We start from the raw sequence: 16,887 nt of genomic DNA, 5'->3' as shown, positions 1-16,887 counted from the left end.
TCTATTTCGAAAAGACCGGCCCGTCGATATTCTCCTCACATCGCAGCACGCAACACCGAACCAGCTAACACCCACTTCCACTGAACGAACCGAAAGGAGCATCACCATGGCACGCAAACTCGACAACAAGATCGCACTCGTTACCGGCGCAACCAGCGGCATTGGTCTCGCCACCGCACAACGCTTCGCCGACGAAGGCGCGCACGTCTACCTCACGGGCCGCCGTCAGGCCGAACTCGACGCCGCCGTGAAGAGCATCCGCGAAGCAGGTGGCAAGGCGACCGGCGTACGCGTCGATTCCACGAAGCTGAACGAACTCGACGCGCTCTATGCGCAGATCCAGGAAGAACACGGCCGTCTGGATGTGCTGTTCGCCAACGCAGGCGGCGGGTCGATGCTGCCGTTCGGCAATATCACCGAAGAGCATTTTGACGACACCTTCAACCGCAACGTGAAGGGCGTGCTGTTCACGGTGCAGAAAGCGCTGCCGCTGCTGGCCAAGGGCGCATCAGTGATCCTCACGGGTTCGACGGCAGGCAGCGCGGGCACGGCGGCATTCAGCGTGTATTCGGCATCGAAGGCCGCGGTGCGTTCGTTCGCCCGCAACTGGATTCTCGACCTCAAGGACCGCCAGATCCGCGTGAACACGATCAGCCCCGGTGCGACCCGCACGCCTGGCCTGCTCGACCTGGCCGGTGACGACGCCGCCCAGCGCCAGGGTCTCGCCGATTACCTCGCCGCGCAAATCCCGATGGGACGTCTGGGCGAGCCGAACGAAATCGCCAGCGCCGCGCTGTTCCTCGCTTCGGACGATGCGAGCTTCGTGAACGGCATCGAACTCTTCGTCGATGGCGGCCAGCAGCAGATCTAAACGGGCGCGTGCGGGGCGCGGATGGATTCGCGCCCCGCACGCTCGTATGGAATATCACCATGATCGAACATCGCCCTTTTCTTACGCTTGGCGTTTTGCAGAATGACTGGCTCAAGGCACGGCTGCATTTTCGCGTCGGCGAAACGGGACGTGCTGAGCATACGCCGCTCGGGCCGCTTTACGTCTGGAATGACGATGAATTCGCGCCGCGTTCCGGCTTTGGGCTGCATGCTCATCGCAATGTCGAAATCGTCACGTGGGTGCGCTCGGGCGCGATTACGCATGAAGACGACGCGGGCAATCGCGCACGCCTGGTCGCCGATTCCGTGCAGGTGATGAGTGCGGGCGCAACGATTTATCACGCCGAGCGCAATGAGGAAGATGCGCCCGCGCGGCTGTTCCAGATCTGGTTTCGTCCGCGAACGACAGGCGGCACGCCGCGCTGGGCAACGCGCGTCTGTTCGCGCGAATCTCGCGAAGGTCATTTTGTTACGCTGGCGAGCGGCGATCCTCGGGATGTGTGCACAGGCGCGCTGCCTATCAATGCCGATGCGCGTGTGCGGGTCGCTACACTACGCGAAGGCACGACCATAAGGCACGTGTTGCCCGTGCCTGGTGCAGCGTATCTTGTTGCGGATCACGCGCGGCTCGACGTGAGATCCGTCCAGCTCGCGCCGCGCGACGGCTTAGCCGTCCGGGAAACGGCGCAGCTAGATTTGACGGCGCATGGCGATACGGATGTTGTGATCGTCGAACTTTTGGGCCAAGGCGACGAACCTTCATGAGGCGAGTGACTGGTTTCGGGCCAGAAGCGGTCCTTCGGGCTTGATCGTGCTCCAGACACTGGCCACGTGGCTGACGCCCGATGCGCTTGAATCCTGGTGTTCCCGTTGCGCATTTGGCACAGGCCAGGAGAAGATTCTACGCGTGGCAAATCATCGTGTTCAGCGTTACACCGACCCCGTTCAGCAAGAGAAGGATTATGCCGACGTCATGACCAAACTCTAATGAAAAAAGATAATCCAACGCAAACTGCCGTCCTCCTGAAAGGCGTCATCTCGAATCTGCAGCGATCGAAGCGCGGCCATGATTTCGTGCTAACCGAAGTCCAGCATCAACAGATTGGCGCAACCGCCATTGCGGCCTCTGCGCTGGGCGCAGGCGCCGCTGGCATCGGCCTGATCGGCATGGCCGGCAATTCCGATGAGGAAGCCGACTGGGTCGAGTTCGAACTCGATGGCAAGCGCATCAAGGGCTGGCTCTGGATGATGCCGATGCGCAACGGCGACCAGGTGGAAGTCGTCGCCGATCAGATTGGGACCGATCGTTATGTCGCCTATGCCGTCAAGCGGGAAAGCGACGATCTGCTCGCTGTCTATCCTCACTCGACAGCGGGCCGGAACGTCCATTACAAAAAGTCCCTCAAGATCTGGCTCTGGAGCGCATTGTCAATCTTTGTCGTGGGAATGCTTGTCGTACTGATCCAGCAAGGCATTCAGTTTTTCATGAGCGCTGATATTCTCAAGTTTGCCATCGTGCCAGGACTGGCTTTCTGGCTGCTGATTTCCGGGCTGATCGCATTGCGCATTTCACGGAAATTCATGGGCTTCGTGAAAATCGCCGAGACCGTATTCAGGACTTTCGGTTGGCCCGACGTCGAAAATATCGATCTGCGCAAGACGTCCAGCGAGGCGCGCGGCGAGAACAAGCTGCCTAACTTTGGCGTTCTGTATTTCCGCTACAAATGATACTGAATCATTTTCGAAGAGCTGAAAATTGATCAATCTGCTCCGCGTCGACGACGACACCGACCACGGCGGAGAAGTCATCACCGGCTCTTCGAGCATGCATGTTGATGGACGTATCGTGGCACATAAAGGCAATCAAGCAATCACCAAGGACAAGCCGATGCAAACCGCCGTCCTCCTGAAAGGCGTCATTTCCAATCTGCAGCGATCGAAGCGCAGCCACGATTTCGTGCTGACCGAAGTCCAGCATCAACAGATTGGCGCAACCGCCATTGCGGCCTCTGCGCTGGGCGCGGGCGCCGCTGGCATCGGCCTGATCGGCATGGCTGGCAACTCCGATGAGGAAGCCGACTGGGTCGAGTTCGAACTCGATGGCAAGCGCATCGAGGGCTGGCTCTGGATGATGCCGATGCGCAACGGCGACCAGGTGGAGGTCGTCGCCGATCAGATTGGGACCGATCGTTATGTCGCCTATGCCGTCAAACGGGAAAGCGACGATCTGCTCGCTGTCTATCCTCACTCGACGGCGGGCCGGAAAGTGCATTACAAAAAATCCCTCAAGATCTGGCTCTGGAGCGCGATGTCGCTCTATGCAGCGGTGATGATCGTTCTGCTGATCCAGCAGGGATTCAGCTTTTTTACCGCCGACACTCTCAAGTTCGTCGTCTTGCCAGGAATTGCCTTCTGGCTGCTCATTTCCGGCATCATGGCATTCCGTATTTCACGAAAATTTATGGGCTTCGTGAAAATCGCTGAGACTATATTCAGGACTTTCGGTTGGCCCGACGTCGAGAATATCGATCTGCGCAAGACGTCCGTGGAGGCCCGCGGCGAGAACAAGCTTCCAAACTTTGGTGTTCTCTATTTCCGCTACAAGTGAAAGCAATATCTATTTGAAGAGTGAAAATTGATCAATTTAATCCGCGTCGGCAACGACACTGACCACGGCGGAAAGGTCATCACTGGTTCTTCGAGTATGCGTTTCGACGGTCGATACGTGGCGCGAAAAGATGACGAGGTATCGTGCCCGCAACACCCCGACGTCAAGCCAAACGTGATTGAGGAGGGCGATGGACGATCACTGACAACGGTGTGCCGATCGCCCGGCACGGCCACCGTGCAACTCTCGCCAACATGCCTGAAAGGCCCAAACTGCGATCGGCCATTGTGAGAAAATCGCGGCACAAGCAATCACTCCTTCGTGACGCCTCCTCGACTGAGCTGTCTGCGAGAAACTCCTGGCCAGCATAACGCAACCTTGAAAACGCCACTCACCAACCGAGCCCCAGTGCTCCACACATTGCTTAACGACGCAATCTCGCTGCTCTCCCGCGGAGAAAATCGCGAGGCGTTAGCCAAAACGATGAAGGCACTGAAATTGCACCCGGGAAGTGTGGCGGCGCTCAATATCGCCGGGGCTTGTTCCCATAGGCTTGGGAAGCTGAAAGAAGCGGAGATGCATTGGCGGCGGGCATTGAAGGAGGATCCAGACTATGCCGACGCCCACAACAACCTTGGCATTCTATACAGCGAGACAAAGCGCTTTTCCGAGGCGGAGACCGCCTGGCTGCGCGCCCTGAAGATCCGGCCGGACCATGCTGACGCTCACAACAACCTGGGCAATCTGTTCAATCAGACACGGCGCCTGGCCGAGGCGGAGGCGGCCTGGCGGCGAACCATAGAGATCCGGCCAGACCACGCTGATGCCAACAACAATCTGGGCAATCTGCTCAATGAGACCAAGCGCGTTCCCGAGGCCGAGGCGGCCTACCGCCGTGCCCTGGAGATCCGCCCAGATCATGCCAATGCCCACAACAACCTGGGCAACCTGCTCAAACAGACGAAACGCTTCCCCGAAGCGGAAGCGGCCTATCTCAATGCGCTGACGTTTCAGCCGAACCATGTCGATGCACTCAATAACCTGGGCACTCTGCTCACGCAGTTAAAGCGCTTCCCCGAGGCCGAAGCGGCCTACCGCCGCGCCCTGGACATTCGACCGGACCATGCGGAGGCCTGCTACAACCTGGGCGCGCTCTTGCTCCAGATGGGGCGCCTGGTCGAAGGCTGGCCCCTTCACGAAGCGCGTTACCACATGAATATGCCTGGACGTATCGTCAGGCCTTCGCTTGTCTATCCGCAGTGGCAGGGCGAATCGCTGGAAAACAAATCGATCCTGGTTCATTGTGAGCAGGGTTTTGGCGATCAGATCCAGTTCGTGCGCTACGTTGTCGGCCTCAAGGAGAGGGGGGCCAGTCGCGTGACCCTGATCTGCGCCGCTCCCTTGCAAGCGCTTTTTAACGACATCCCCGGCGCCGATGTTGTGCTGACTATCGACGAGCTTGTGAAGGCAGCCTCCCATGATTACTGGACCTTCCTGCTCAGCCTGCCGTTGCACTTCGGCACTACCCTCGATTCAATTCCCGCCCGGCTTCCCTATCTGCGAGCGGCACCCGATCGCCTCAACGCCTGGAAACCCCGCCTGCCGGACGCGGCACTGCGCGTCGGCTTGGTCTGGGCGGGCAACGCCGCTCAACAGAACGACTCGAACCGTTCGCTGCCAGGCCTGGCGGCATTGGCACCGCTTTGGGACACGCCTGGTGTTCACTTCGTCAGCCTGCAAAAGGGCCAAGGTGAAGTAGAGGCGGCAGCACCGCAATCCGGGCAGTTGCTCACGCACTTAGGGGGAAAAATCAGGGACTTTGCCGACAGCGCAGCCATCGTTGCCCAACTGGATCTGGTGATCTGCGTTGATACAGCCATCGCACACGTTGCCGGCGCACTGGGAAAGCCTTGCTGGATCTTGCTGCCGTCTGTCAATACGGGCTGGCGCTGGCTAAACGAACGCACTGATTCGCCGTGGTATCCGGGGGCGGTGCGCCTTTTCCGCCAGCGCCATCTGCATAACTGGGCACCCACCATCCTTGAGGTTGCACAGTCATTGCATCATTTTTGTCAGGAACACCGGATCAATTGACGTGCCGATTGGGCAGCATCACTTGGCGTGCGCACGGTCATATTCCGCGAGTTCTCATTGCTACCGGAGCAGTATCGAGCCAACGTAACCCGTCGCTACATCGATCATGCGCGTGTGTCGGCTTCGAGTCTGCTGTCCACTTGCCTCGATACTTCCTGGTTCCTTGACGCGTACGCGCCACTGGCTATGACGCGCGGATATTACTTCTGGAATGCACGCTGGATTCGACGCGACGGGCTAGAAGTTGTTTTCGAGGCTTCGGATTACGGTGAGATGCGTCAGCAAGAGGATACTGGGCGCATCTACAAGCTGGTCTATTTTGCAAATGGAAATCTGTGTGCTGGCTGGCAACCGGAGCAACAGGTGCTCTGGAGCGCCAATGCAAACGAATAGCGGGACGCACCTACAATCCGCCGTTCACCTCCATGCCCGGACGGACATTCAGGCGGCAGCTTTGCCCAGCTAATCGGCCATCCGATTAGCCAGAAGTCCGATGCTGGGGGCTCACGTCAAGCGCCCCTTCATCGGCCACCGCCCCATCACAAACGAACTGTGAGTCCCCGGGAAACTACGCCATTCCGACAATAGCTACCCGCGATCGACCGCACGCCAAACCACCTGGTTTCGTCCCTCTCTCTTTGCACGATAAAGATGGTCGTCAGCCGCCTTTAAAAGGTCGGCCGCAGGTTCGTCCGTATCCGGTTTCAGCGTAGCGCCCCCAATACTGACAGCCACGTGTGCGGTATCGGTCGCGTCGGGATACGGCATGGCTAGCTTGAGCTTGCTAACCGCCTCGCGCAGTTGATTGGCTAACGCCACGGCGCCTTGAACATCGATGCCCGGCATCAGCAAGGCAAACTCCTCGCCACCATAGCGTGCCACCAGGTCGGTTGAGCGTTGCATGCCGCCAGCCAATACCGAGGCAACGGCCTGCAGCACCCTGTCACCCATCGCGTGCCCCGCCCGGTCGTTGTAGTCCTTGAAGAAGTCGATGTCGAGAATCGCCACCGACAATGCGTCGCCATTGCGTACCGCACGCGCCCATTCGCTCGCGTAACGTTCGTCGAAATGGCGTCGGTTAGCGATCTCGGTGAGTCCGTCGATATTGGCAAGCGTTTCCAGCATGCGGCGCTGCCTGGCTAGCTGCAGGTGGCACCGCACCCTGGCGCGTACGACAGCGAGGTTGAACGGCTTCGTGATGTAGTCGGATGCACCAAGCATTAGCCCATTTTCCTCGTCCTCCGGCGTGTCCAATCCAGTAATGAAGATCACCGCGATCGCTGCAGTTCGCGGATCGGACTTCAATTGGCGCAGCACGTCGTACCCATTGATCTCAGGCATCACGACGTCCAGCAATATCAGGTCAGGCTGGTGCAGGGCCGCGAGCGCCAGTGCCTGTTCACCGCTCTTGGCGAGGATGACCGTGTGCTCGGCCTTTAGCAGTTCAGCCAATACCTGACGGTTGATGGCTGCATCATCCACCACCAGAACCTTTTGCATGTCATTCGTGGTCAAGCGATACTCCCAGTTGAATTCCTGCATTTGCTGCCAGTGCTTCGAGCTGCTTTAGCGCCGCTCCATATTCAATGTCGGCGACCGAACGCCTGAGTGTCTCAAGTTCACTGCCTGGGAAAATTGTTCCCATCGCCGGCTCCAGATCTGCCAGTGCCTCCTCCGCACGGGCGTCATCCGCCCGCAGCAGTCCGGCAAGCCTGTTCATCAGCGCGGTAAGCCTGGCAGGATCCGGCAGGTCGCTGGAGCTGGATACGGGGATTTCCAGTTGCCCGAATCCATCAACGACTGCCGCCAGCGTCGCGGCCAGATCGGGAACCAGCGCCAGCGCCTCATCGTTTGCACCACGACGTACAGCCTTCTCGACCTCGCGTGCAAGCCATGACAGGTTTCCCGCACCAAGGTAGGCCGAGGCCGATTTCAGCCCGTGCGCGATATGCTCGATCGCTTTCATATCGCCGCCGTTCTGCGCTGCATCGAGAAGCACCTGCGCAGAATGGGCATAGTCCGCCCGGAAATTTTGAACGAGCTTGTACAGCAATGCCGGGTTGCGATTGGTCCGCTGCAGCGCGAGCTGCCAGTCGACGCCCGCGAGCTGTGGCAACTGGCCAGGCTGGCGATGGACAGCAGCATGTGCCGGGCGTGCGGCGTCGGGGATGGGTGCGGTGCGCTTCGCGGTTTGCGGTCCGATCCATCTCAGCAATGCGTGCATCAACTCAGCAGAGTCGATCGGCTTCGTGATGTGGTCATTCATCCCCGCCGCGCGGCTCGCGTCCCGATCACCCGACATCGCGTGCGCAGTCATTGCAACAATCGGCAACGAACCGAAACCCGCCATCGCGCGGATCTTTCGGGTGGCGCTCAACCCATCCATGACGGGCATCTGTATATCCATGAGCACCAGATCGTAGTGAGCCTGCTGTATGCACTCGATGGCTTCGCTGCCATTGCAGGCGACGTCGACCTCAACAGGCGCCTGCCCAAGAAACTCCAGCGCCACTTCCCGATTGATTGCGTTGTCCTCCACCAGCAGCACTCTCGCACCCGCCAGCCTTGCGAGACGGCTGGCGCCGTCGGGCTGCTGCGTTTCGTGTACATCGGCTGATCTGTCATTGCGCAGTTCCGGGTACAACGCATTCAAGAGCGTGTCATGCAGATCCGAGGGGCTGACAGGCTTGGAAAGGAACCCGTCGACGTGAACGCCCTCTGACTCTGCGACAACGTCGTCACGCGAGTAGGCGGTAACCATGAGGATCGCTGGCGTCGAGGAGATGCGGGCATCGTCTCGAATGCAACGCGTCGTCACCACGCCGTCCCAGCCAGGCATGCGCCAGTCCATCAGCACCAGGTCGATCGGCTTTCCGGCGCTGGATGCGACAACGAGAGCGTCAAGCGCTGCAATGCCGGACGAGGCCGTCGTCACCTGCGCCCCGAACGAGCTGACCATCTCCGCGAGCACTTCGCACGCGACGGCGTTGTCGTCGACGACCAGCACCCGGCGGCCGCGCAACGAAAGAATCGCGTTCCGGTCGCGAGCGGTGTCTGCGCTACTGATCTCCAACTGGGTCGTAAACGTGAAGCGAGTTCCAACGCCCAGGGTGCTCTGCACATCGATCGTCCCGCCCATCATTTCGACCAGCTGTTTGCTGATGGCGAGTCCGAGACCTGTTCCACCGTACTGGCGGGTGATTGAGCCGTCGGCCTGCGAGAAAGACTGGAACAGCATCGCGAGTTGCGACTCAGTCATCCCGATGCCTGTATCCGCGACCGAGAACTGCAATACCGCGTGCGACCCGCTCACCTCGAGCAGCACGACACTGACCACGATCTCGCCTTGCGGGGTGAACTTCGCCGCGTTCACGCCCAGATTGACCAGCACCTGACTGAGGCGCAGCGGATCGCCCAGCAGCGTTGGCGGAATGTTGTCGCCCACCCTGAACACGACCTCGACGCCAGTCGCCTCCGTGCTCAGCACAATCAGGCTGGACAGGTTGTCGAGGATGTCATCAAGCCGGAGCGGCACCTTTTCAAGAACGACCTTGCCTGCCTCGATCTTTGAGAAGTCAAGGATGTCGTTGATGATGCGCAGCAGGCTCTCCGCAGAGGCGGCAATTTTTTCGACGTAATTGCGCTGCTTCGGATTGAGATCGGTCTTCAGCGCAAGCCTGCTCATGCCGATGACACCATTCATCGGCGTACGGATTTCATGGCTCATATTGGCGAGGAATTCGGACTTCATCCGTGACGCCTGCTCAGCTTCTTCTTTCGCCATGCGAATCGCTTCCTCGGCGCGCTTTCGCCCAGTCACGTCCAGCGCTGTCCACACCGAGCCTTTGCTCACATCCTGCGGGTCGAGCGCCGCACCGTGATCGGCGCACCAGAGCTGCGTGCCGTCCTTGCGCACAAACTTCGCATCACCAACATAGACATGGTCAGCGATGATCTTGTAGTCGGCGCCTGCCGCCTCCCACTCTTGATCGGTCGCATAGAGGATGCGTGTCGACTTGCCAACCGGCTCACCCTTGTCGTAGCCGAAAAGCGTCTCGAAACCGCTGTTACAGCGGACGATTGTTCGATCCTTCACGAAGCAGATGCCGACCGGTGTGTGCTCCAGCACCGCGTTCTGTTCCAGCAACGCCTGCTCAAGTTCGGCCTGGGCATTCGCTGTCGCCTCGTGTGCTGCCTGCACGCGAACGTCAGCGTCCGCGAGTGCTGCAGCAAAGTGCTTCTCGCAATCCGCCAGCGCACGGCTAGTCCGAGCGTTGTGCCGTGCTGTGAGCACGACCGCCCCAAGAAGTCCAGCCGACACCAAAGTAAGGACGATTTCCAATGCAGATTGCATCATCGATTCAATTCTTTTCGTTGGATTGTTGACGACAATGTACTTCAGAAAATGCCCCGACACTCACCCGACTTTGGGCCACCGCCACGAAGCGCCGAAATTCAGGATCGCAACCGCTTACACTGGTCATTAATACGTACGCTTACGACGTAAAAATGTCCATAGTGTCCCCTTGCGGCGATAAAAAGCCGCCCATCGCTGGGAGTCGTTGCCATGTCGTTTGCCCACCTGATTCTGTCCAAGGTGCGTTCACACCACGTGACCGCAGTTTTCGCTAGCGCGCTGGCAATTGCCTTGGCGGGATGCCAGAACATTCCGCCTTCGGCGCCGCAACGCATCGGGATCGATGCGCGGCCAAACGGCATTGCATCTGGCGAGAACGGCGAGGCGATCTTTGTCACCGACGATCGTGGCAACGCGATCTTGTGGTCACATGATCGCGCGACGTTTTCCACGTATATGACGGTGCCAGGCGTCCCCGGTCAGCCCAACAGCCTTGGTCAGATCGTCGTCACGGCGTCAGGTGAGCTACTCGTTGCGCGCTTTGGATTTGGCGAATCCGGCGCACTGTTCATCTCGACATCGGCCGGCGACGCCCAGCAGCTTACCGGGCTCGCTACCGACAGGCGAAGGCTGGGCCTGGCATCGGTCGGACCCGCCCGCGTGCTTTCGAGCTGGTTCGTGAAGCAAAAGGACGCGCCCCTGAAGGGCGGCGTCAGTCTCGTGAGTTACGATCCGGTCACACATGCGGCGAATGAGCGGGATCTGGTCGTGGGTTTTGCCAAACCTGTCGGCGTTGCCGTTCAAGGTGACGTCCTGCTCGTCGCCGATCAGGACCGCAATACGGTTCTGAGGTACAGCCTGACTGCTCTGCTTGCCGCTCAAACGCCTGCGACGGTTGACGGCGGTAGCGTCTTCGCGAAGATCGATCATCCCGATCTGCTCGCCATCGACGATTCGGGCACGGCGTACACAAAATGCGGCGCGACCGCCTTCTGCCGCCTCGCGCCAGACGGCACGGCGACGCCGATCGCGAACGATTTCCAGGATGCGCGAGGCGTGGCTATCAACGAAGCGACCCATACGATCTATGTCGTCGATCGCGCCAAAGCGTCGCCCGCCAGCGGCAGTGCGATTCGCACTTTTCCACTTGACGCCAGTCCTGCCTCTGCCCATTGAGTCCGCGCGAAGCGCTGGACTTCACGCCTTGAGCGGCACGCGCGCTGGCGCGGCGTCCAGTTCAAACCGGAATGTCGCGCCGCGCGGCTCACGCTCAAGCAGTTCGATGCGGCTGCCATGCAGTTGCAGCATCCGTTGCACGATCAACAATCCCAGACCACCCTGGCGGCGCAGATCGCCCGAACTGAACGCACGCCGGAACAGATTCGCGCGAAGCTCGGGCGCGATTCCCGGCCCTGTGTCGCTCACCACCACACTCACCTTGTCGCCTTCGCCCGCCAGCTCGACGCTGACCTCGCCGCTATCGGGCGTGTGGCGGATCGCGTTATCGAGCAGGTTGGTCAGCACGCGCTCGATCATGCCAAGATCGGCGCAAACCGGCGGCAGGCGCGCTGGAATGTCAGCCTGCAAGCGGATCTGCCGCGACTGCGCCGCCAGCTCGAACTTCTGGAACACGTCCTGCACGACATCGGCAAGCGGAAACGTTTCGAGCGTCAATGGCACGTTTTCATGTTCCAGCCGCGCCAGTTCGAACAGCGATTGCGCGAGACGCCCCACCTTCGCGCTTTGTGCGAGCGCGACCGCCAGATAACGACGACGTTCGCCGACCTGCAGGCTCTCGTCCTTCAAGGACAAAGTCTCAAGATAGCCATGCAGCGACGTCAACGGCGTCCGCAGATCGTGCGAAATCGTCGCGAAGAGTTCGCGCCGCTCCTGATCCTGTCGTTTCAGTTCACGCCATTGCAAGCCGATGCGATCGGCCATCTCGGCAAACGTGCGTTCAAGAATGGCGATTTCGTCGCGCGTATCCGTGTAGGCGGCCCGCTGGCTGAGCGCAAGCGGCACCGGTTCCGAACCCGCGCGAATCGATGCATCGAAGCGGCTCACGGTGTCGGTCAGTTGGCGCAAGGGGCGCGTAACCAGACCAAACGCGAACAAACCGGCCACTAGCCCAAGCAAAGCGACCACCGCCATCAGCCCGAGCGTCGTGCGCAATACAGTGCTCTGCGCCAGCCGCGAAGCCAGCTCATCGCGCGCTTCGCCAATCAGCACGACATAGATATATCCCGCGGGTTGGCCCTGCGCGCCCGGGACGGTGGCGACGCTAAACACCTTGCGGGCATCGCTGCTGCGCGGATCGTCGCCCAGAATCGGCAATGGTTCGTTGGCCAGAAAGCGCCGAACCGGTTGCAGGTCGACCTGCGTGCGACGGATATGTCCTGGCGGCGCGTCATCGCCGGTGATGCGGCCGTTTGCGTCGAGCAGATAGACTTCGACACTCGGATTGACCGCCATCAGTTGTCCGAACAATGTACGCAGCGCCGCCGGTCTGGGTCCGTCCGCGCCCATGAGTGCGGAGTTGCGGACGATGTGCGATGCGAGGTCGTGGGAAAGCGCCTGGATGACCTCCTGATCGTGCAGATCCGATGCCCGTATCTGCAGCCACGCCGACGCCCCACAGCACGCGAGCAACAACACCGAAAACACGATGGATACACGCTGCGTCAGCGAAAGTCTCACGACGCATCTCCCTTGAGTTCGTCGCGCGGCGCGGCGTTGCCCGAAGTCGCGAGCGGATCGAATTTGTAGCCGCGTCCCCAGACGGTCAGGAGGCGCACCGGCTGCGCGGGGTCGGCTTCGATCTTGGTGCGCAGGCGGTTGATATGCGTGTTGACCGTGTGCTCATACCCTTCGTGCTGGTAGCCCCAGACGGCGTTGAGCAACTCCATGCGCGAGAACACTTTGCCGGGATGGCGCGCAAAGTGATAAAGCAGGTCGAATTCGCGCGGCGTCAGCTCGATGCGTTTGCCATCGACCTGCGCTTCGCGCGTGACCGGGTCGATCGAAAAGCTGCCCAGCATCAGCGTCCCGCCTTCGAGGCGCAGATCCTTTGCCATCGCCTCCACGCGTCGTAGCAAGGCCTTGACGCGCGCGACGAGCTCAAGCACCGAAAACGGCTTCGCGAGGTAATCGTCGGCGCCGAGTTCGAGTCCGAGAATGCGGTGCACTTCGCTCGAACGCGCGCTCGTGATGATGATGGGCGTGTAGCGCGTCATGGCCCGCGCGCGCCGGCAGATTTCCAGGCCATCCACACCCGGCAGCATCAGATCGAGAATCAGGGCGTCCCAGCCACCTTGTTCAAGCAAGCGCAGCCCTTCTGCGCCATCGGCGCTGTGTACGACCTCATAGTGCTCGTCACGCAGATGCAGCATGAGCACGTTGGCGATATCCGCGTCATCCTCGACGATGAGCACGCGTTTGGTCTGATCCATGTGTCGTTCGACTCGTTCGATAAGGCGTAGCGCCCCAGGTTGCAGCGCAATCACAGAAAACCATTGTGCAGAAATTCCCGCACGGAGTTATCACAATTAATTTTACTTTTCGTGAGGACTTCGATATCAGCCGCTGCCTATGCTTTGTGTAACGGATGCCTGTCGCCGGACCCGCCTGCCCTGGGCGGCGAAGCATCGCACAAGGAGCGCACGATGAATATCCGCAGAAGGATGCTGCTATCGGGTAGCGGCGCGCTGGCCGTCATGGCCGCGCTCGGCCAGTGGCGCGCGAGAGCGGCGCAGCCGGGCGGCGACGCCGCGATGGCCATGAGCGCCGGGCCCGCTGAACACTTCGCCGTGGCCCACAGCGACGCCGAATGGCGCAAGCTGCTCACGCCCGCCCAGTACGAAGTGCTGAGAAATGCGGGGACGGAACGTCCCTTCACAAGCCCGCTGAACAACGAACACCGCTCCGGCATCTTCGCCTGCGCGGGCTGCGCGACGAACCTGTTCGCGTCGAACACGAAATTCGACAGCGGCACGGGCTGGCCAAGCTTCTATGCGCCGCTGCCCCATGCCGTCATCGAGCATGAGGATCGCTCGTTCGGCATGGTCCGCACGGAAGTGCGTTGCAGTCGCTGCGGAGGGCACCTCGGCCACGTCTTCGACGACGGCCCGCAACCGACCGGCCTGCGCTACTGCATGAACGGCATCGCCATGACCTTCAAGCCCGGCGCGGCCTGAGCGCTTCGACTATTCCCACACCATCATGTTACTCATCGTCCTGGCGTATCTCGGCGGCGTGCTCACCATCCTGAGCCCGTGCATCCTGCCCGTGCTGCCCTTCGTCTTTGCGCGCGCCGATCAGCCCTTCGTGCGTTCCGGCCTGCCCCTGCTCGGCGGCATGGGCGCCACCTTCGCGGTGGTCGCCACGCTCGCCGCGGTCGGCGGCGGCTGGGTCGCGCAGGCCAACCAGTACGGCCGCTGGCTCGCCATTGCACTGCTCGCCGTATTCGGCCTCACCCTGCTGCTACCCCGCTTCGCCGATCGCGTCATGCGTCCGATCGTCAGCGCGGGCAACCGCCTCTCCAATGCGGCGCAGCATGACGGCACGCGCGGCATCGGCTCGTCGTTTCTGCTCGGCGTCGCCACGGGGCTTTTGTGGGCGCCCTGCGCCGGCCCGATTCTCGGTCTCGTTCTGACTGGCGCTGCGTTGAAAGGCGCAAGCATCGGCACGACTTTCCTGCTGCTGGCGTATGCAGCAGGCGCAGCGACTTCGCTGGCCGTCGCGCTGCTGCTGGGCGGGCGCGTTTTCGCGGCGATGAAGCGCTCGCTAGGCGCGGGCGAATGGATCCGGCGTGGCATTGGCGCGGCGATGCTCGCCGGTGTTGCGGCCATCGCGCTCGGGCTGGACACTGGCGTTCTCACGCGCATTTCGACGGTGGCAACCGGCGGTCTGGAACAACGTCTCGTCGATACGTTTGCGCCGTCGCGCGCGCCCGAAATGGCGATGACCGGCTCACCGAGGGCGGCGAACACGATGACGGCCTCCGGCGGCGCCATGATGCGCGCCTCCGAAACCATGCGGCCCGCGACGACGCCCGCGCTGCCCGTGCTCGGACAGTTGCCGCCTCTGACGGGCGCCGTGCAATGGCTGAATTCGCCGCCGCTGACCGCCCAGGCACTGCAGGGCAAGGTCGTGATCGTCGACTTCTGGACGTACTCGTGCATCAACTGCCTGCGCTCGCTGCCCTACGTGAAGGCGTGGGCAAACAAGTACCGCGACAAAGGTCTCGTGGTGATTGGCGTGCATGCGCCCGAGTTTGCCTTCGAACGCAATATCGACAATGTGCGCAAGGCTGTTCACGACCTTGGCGTCGATTATCCCGTTGCCATCGACAACGACTATGCGATCTGGCGCGCGTTCGACAACCAGTACTGGCCTGCCCATTATTTCGCCGATGCCCAAGGGCGGATTCGCTACGAACACTTTGGCGAAGGCGAATATGACCAGTCCGAGCGCGTGATCCAGCAATTGCTCGTGGAAGCGGGCCACGCGGATGCGGCGAACGTCCCACTTGGCCTGGACGGCGCGGCCCAGCGCGGTGTCCAGCTTCAGGCCGACAACGCCGATATGCGCTCGCCCGAAACCTACGTCGGCTTCGAACGCGCCGAAGGATTTGCATCGCCAGGCGGTGTCGCGCAGGATCGCGCCCACGACTATCGCGCGCCTGCTCACCCTGAACTGAACCAGTGGGGATTGAGTGGCGACTGGAGCGTGGGCGCCGAGCACGCGACGCTCGCCAGGCCCGGCGGCGCGATCGTCTACCGCTTCCACGCGCGGGACCTTCATCTGGTTCTGGGACCCGGCCCGGACGGCACGCCGGTGCGCTTTCGCGTGAAGGTGGACGGCAAGGCGCCGGAGAACGCGCACGGCAGCGACGTGACGCCCGACGGCGCCGGCACGGTGACGGGACAACGTCTCTATCAACTCGTTCGCCAGTCCGGCGACGTTGCTGACCACACCTTCGCGATCCAGTTTCTCGATCCCGGCGTGCAGGCGTTTGCCTTTACGTTCGGCTGAGCCCGCGTTTCCTGTTGTATTTGCAAGGATGACATCGTGAATCCACTTTTTATGAAACCCGGCAAGATCGCCCGCTTTGGCGCCCTGGCGATCGTGATGGCTGCCGTCGCGCTCTGGCAGCGCAGCGCTCATTCCGACGAACGGGCGGTCGCCATTCCCGCCCCACTACAGGACGAGCATGCGAGCAACGCGCATTCGGAAACCGCCGTGGTGGCGGGCGGATGTTTCTGGGGCGTTCAGGGCGTGTTCGAACACGTACGCGGCGTGACGCAGGTGGCGTCCGGCTACACGGGCGGCGCGGCCGATACGGCGCAATACGAACGCGTGAGCGATGGCGATACGGGGCACGCGGAATCGGTGTCGATCACGTTCGACCCCGCCGAAATCAGCTACGGGAAAATCCTGCAGATCTTCTTCTCGGTCGCCCACAATCCGACCGAACTCGATTACCAGGGCCCCGACCACGGCACGCAGTACCGCTCGGCGATCTTTCCGACGAATGCGCAACAGCGCAATGTGGCGCAGGCCTATATCGCGCAATTACAAGGCGCGCATGTATTTGCAGGCCCGATCGTGACGCGTGTCGAAACCTTCAAAGGTTTTTATAACGCCGAGGACTATCACCAGAACTTCCTCGTTCTGCATCCCGACTATCCGTATATCGCGATCAACGACATGCCGAAAGTCGACGCATTGAAGGGTCTGTTCCCCACGCTTTACAGGAACAAGCCGGTACTGTTCCAGACGGCGGCTAGCGGAAAATCCTGATCGCGGGACAACTGATACATATCCGGGAGCCTCTGATAGATACACGCGCCTGGCGACGAAGACGCGCGATATGCACCAAGGAACAGCAAGCAATGTGGAGTAGTCTTCGGTAGTGTTGCCGCTTCTATCGGACCCC

The 16,887-nt window shown here is 61.0% G+C and carries 14 protein-coding genes and 2 pseudogenes; 12 read left to right on the top strand and 4 right to left on the bottom strand.

Features of this window, described 5'->3' with window-relative positions; all coding sequences use genetic code 11:
* Positions 1 to 106 precede the first annotated feature (106 nt).
* From F3J17_RS02120 to F3J17_RS02085, 8 genes and pseudogenes are all read left to right on the top strand, one after another.
* On the top strand, positions 107 to 871 hold the full coding sequence (locus tag F3J17_RS02120; RefSeq protein ID WP_167053314.1) for a glucose 1-dehydrogenase: 765 nt from the start codon (positions 107 to 109) through the stop codon (positions 869 to 871).
* A 59-nt stretch (positions 872 to 930) separates the two neighbouring features.
* Entirely contained in the window at positions 931 to 1,656 is a 726-nt protein-coding gene (locus F3J17_RS02115; RefSeq protein WP_167053312.1) for a pirin family protein, read from the top strand.
* 96 nt (positions 1,657 to 1,752) lie between these two features.
* Positions 1,753 to 2,619, top strand: coding sequence for a putative type VI secretion system effector (locus F3J17_RS02110; protein WP_345891114.1), 867 nt, complete (start codon positions 1,753 to 1,755; stop codon positions 2,617 to 2,619).
* A gap of 28 nt (positions 2,620 to 2,647) precedes the next feature.
* Positions 2,648 to 2,758 (top strand): annotated as a pseudogene (locus tag F3J17_RS36420) (PAAR domain-containing protein); the annotation flags it as partial.
* A 21-nt stretch (positions 2,759 to 2,779) separates the two neighbouring features.
* The gene (locus F3J17_RS02100; protein WP_167054422.1) at positions 2,780 to 3,499 is read left to right on the top strand and encodes a putative type VI secretion system effector; all 720 of its coding nucleotides are present in this window, start codon (positions 2,780 to 2,782) and stop codon (positions 3,497 to 3,499) included.
* Positions 3,500 to 3,526: 27 nt separating this feature from the next.
* Positions 3,527 to 3,744 (top strand): annotated as a pseudogene (locus tag F3J17_RS36110) (PAAR domain-containing protein); the annotation flags it as partial.
* A 163-nt stretch (positions 3,745 to 3,907) separates the two neighbouring features.
* The gene (locus tag F3J17_RS02090) at positions 3,908 to 5,593 is read left to right on the top strand and encodes a tetratricopeptide repeat protein (protein ID WP_205194585.1); all 1,686 of its coding nucleotides are present in this window, start codon (positions 3,908 to 3,910) and stop codon (positions 5,591 to 5,593) included.
* Positions 5,594 to 5,620: 27 nt separating this feature from the next.
* Positions 5,621 to 5,986 (top strand): hypothetical protein, encoded by a 366-nt coding sequence (locus tag F3J17_RS02085; protein ID WP_167053307.1) that lies wholly within the window; start codon positions 5,621 to 5,623, stop codon positions 5,984 to 5,986.
* Positions 5,987 to 6,181: 195 nt separating this feature from the next.
* Here F3J17_RS02085 and F3J17_RS02080 read toward each other — a convergent pair whose 3' ends face one another.
* Positions 6,182 to 7,135, bottom strand: coding sequence for a diguanylate cyclase (locus tag F3J17_RS02080; protein ID WP_167053305.1), 954 nt, complete (start codon positions 7,133 to 7,135; stop codon positions 6,182 to 6,184).
* A complete protein-coding gene (locus F3J17_RS02075) occupies positions 7,095 to 9,950 on the bottom strand; it encodes a response regulator (protein ID WP_167053303.1) in 2,856 nt (951 codons plus the stop codon). The genes F3J17_RS02080 and F3J17_RS02075 overlap by 41 nt, the downstream gene beginning before the upstream one ends.
* Before the next feature lie 210 nt (positions 9,951 to 10,160).
* Between F3J17_RS02075 and F3J17_RS02070 the strand changes: the two genes are divergently transcribed.
* The gene (locus F3J17_RS02070; RefSeq protein ID WP_167053301.1) at positions 10,161 to 11,126 is read left to right on the top strand and encodes a hypothetical protein; all 966 of its coding nucleotides are present in this window, start codon (positions 10,161 to 10,163) and stop codon (positions 11,124 to 11,126) included.
* Between the two features lie 21 nt (positions 11,127 to 11,147).
* Here the strand turns inward: F3J17_RS02070 and F3J17_RS02065 are convergent, their stop codons facing one another.
* Entirely contained in the window at positions 11,148 to 12,647 is a 1,500-nt protein-coding gene (locus F3J17_RS02065) for a HAMP domain-containing sensor histidine kinase (protein WP_167053299.1), read from the bottom strand.
* Positions 12,644 to 13,399, bottom strand: coding sequence for a response regulator transcription factor (locus F3J17_RS02060; protein ID WP_167053297.1), 756 nt, complete (start codon positions 13,397 to 13,399; stop codon positions 12,644 to 12,646). Before F3J17_RS02060 ends, F3J17_RS02065 begins: the two co-directional genes overlap by 4 nt.
* A 213-nt stretch (positions 13,400 to 13,612) precedes the next feature.
* Between F3J17_RS02060 and msrB the strand changes: the two genes are divergently transcribed.
* The 3 genes from msrB (at position 13,613) to msrA (ending at position 16,751) form a co-directional block, all read left to right on the top strand.
* Positions 13,613 to 14,143, top strand: a complete 531-nt coding sequence (msrB, locus tag F3J17_RS02055) for a peptide-methionine (R)-S-oxide reductase MsrB (protein ID WP_167053295.1) — start codon at positions 13,613 to 13,615, stop codon at positions 14,141 to 14,143.
* Positions 14,144 to 14,168: 25 nt separating this feature from the next.
* On the top strand, positions 14,169 to 15,983 hold the full coding sequence (locus F3J17_RS02050; protein WP_167053293.1) for a cytochrome c biogenesis protein DipZ: 1,815 nt from the start codon (positions 14,169 to 14,171) through the stop codon (positions 15,981 to 15,983).
* Positions 15,984 to 16,079: 96 nt separating this feature from the next.
* Positions 16,080 to 16,751, top strand: a complete 672-nt coding sequence (msrA, locus tag F3J17_RS02045) for a peptide-methionine (S)-S-oxide reductase MsrA (protein ID WP_240160786.1) — start codon at positions 16,080 to 16,082, stop codon at positions 16,749 to 16,751.
* The last annotated feature ends 136 nt before the right edge of the window (positions 16,752 to 16,887 follow it).

The organism is Burkholderia sp. Ax-1719, from assembly GCF_011753055.1.
In the GTDB taxonomy this organism is placed as follows: domain Bacteria; phylum Pseudomonadota; class Gammaproteobacteria; order Burkholderiales; family Burkholderiaceae; genus Paraburkholderia.
Note: the sequence above shows the minus strand (reverse complement) of the source record. Positions and strands in the feature narration are given on the sequence as shown.

What these genes read in the sequence shown, in the direction of transcription:
- F3J17_RS02120 (WP_167053314.1), top strand. Translation starts at nt 107, where the DNA reads ATGGCACGCAAACTCGACAACAAGATCGCACTCGTTACCGGCGCAACC.
- F3J17_RS02115 (WP_167053312.1), top strand. Translation starts at nt 931, where the DNA reads ATGATCGAACATCGCCCTTTTCTTACGCTTGGCGTTTTGCAGAATGAC.
- F3J17_RS02100 (WP_167054422.1), top strand. Translation starts at nt 2,780, where the DNA reads ATGCAAACCGCCGTCCTCCTGAAAGGCGTCATTTCCAATCTGCAGCGA.
- F3J17_RS02080 (WP_167053305.1), bottom strand. Translation starts at nt 7,135, where the DNA reads ATGCAGGAATTCAACTGGGAGTATCGCTTGACCACGAATGACATGCAA.
- F3J17_RS02075 (WP_167053303.1), bottom strand. Translation starts at nt 9,950, where the DNA reads ATGATGCAATCTGCATTGGAAATCGTCCTTACTTTGGTGTCGGCTGGA.
- F3J17_RS02070 (WP_167053301.1), top strand. Translation starts at nt 10,161, where the DNA reads ATGTCGTTTGCCCACCTGATTCTGTCCAAGGTGCGTTCACACCACGTG.
- F3J17_RS02060 (WP_167053297.1), bottom strand. Translation starts at nt 13,399, where the DNA reads ATGGATCAGACCAAACGCGTGCTCATCGTCGAGGATGACGCGGATATC.
- msrB (WP_167053295.1), top strand. Translation starts at nt 13,613, where the DNA reads ATGAATATCCGCAGAAGGATGCTGCTATCGGGTAGCGGCGCGCTGGCC.
- F3J17_RS02050 (WP_167053293.1), top strand. Translation starts at nt 14,169, where the DNA reads ATGTTACTCATCGTCCTGGCGTATCTCGGCGGCGTGCTCACCATCCTG.
- msrA (WP_240160786.1), top strand. Translation starts at nt 16,080, where the DNA reads ATGGCTGCCGTCGCGCTCTGGCAGCGCAGCGCTCATTCCGACGAACGG.